General features: G+C 69.4%; 2 protein-coding genes. Both read right to left on the minus strand.

The annotated features are described in order from the left end of the window. Positions 1–7: 7 nt before the first annotated feature. Positions 8–265 (minus strand): DUF6894 family protein, encoded by a 258-nt coding sequence (locus tag ACTXGH_RS13800; protein ID WP_443561806.1) that lies wholly within the window; start codon positions 263–265, stop codon positions 8–10. 82 nt (positions 266–347) lie between these two features. After that, positions 348–545 (minus strand): hypothetical protein (locus ACTXGH_RS13805; protein ID WP_443561808.1); only part of this gene is annotated, 198 nt, incomplete at its 5' end.

Genomic DNA, 545 nt, shown 5'->3' on the forward strand with positions numbered 1-545 from the left:
GGGGCGCTCAATGCAGGGTCGGATCCGCGTCCGGCGGCAGCGATACGACCTCGCTGAACGGGAATTCCAGAACGACGTCGCCGGCTTCGTCGGTGACCACCAGGCAGGCGGTCAGAAGCCTGGCCTGATCCCGGGCCTCGGCCAGGGCCGCACGGATCGTGTCCTGGGCCTTCTCCCAGGCCTGATCCGGATCGCGCAGAGCGACGCCGGTCGTATCGGTGATCACGTCGTCGCCGATCTGCGTGTGGAAGAAGTAGCGCGGCATGACCTTCAACCCCGGTGTCGACCGCTCCGGCAGAGCGGTAGGCTCCAGATGGGGATCGGAGCGGCCGCAATCAGCAGCCGTCCTAGCCGTTGGCGGCGCTCCGTGCCGAAGCATCGGGGACCGGCCGGAGGGTGTGCACGGTGGCGGAGGCGCCCCCCGTGCGGTGGAGCTTCTCCATGGCCATCAGCGGTCGCAATTCGGGCTCCGCGAAGTCCATCAGCCGGGCGTTGCGCCAGCGCGGCTTTCCGGCTCCACGACCGAACCAGCGCGGTCGCACCTC

This window comes from Psychrobacter sp. 1Y10, from assembly GCF_052259005.1.
Classification (GTDB): domain Bacteria; phylum Pseudomonadota; class Gammaproteobacteria; order Pseudomonadales; family Moraxellaceae; genus Psychrobacter; species Psychrobacter saeujeotis.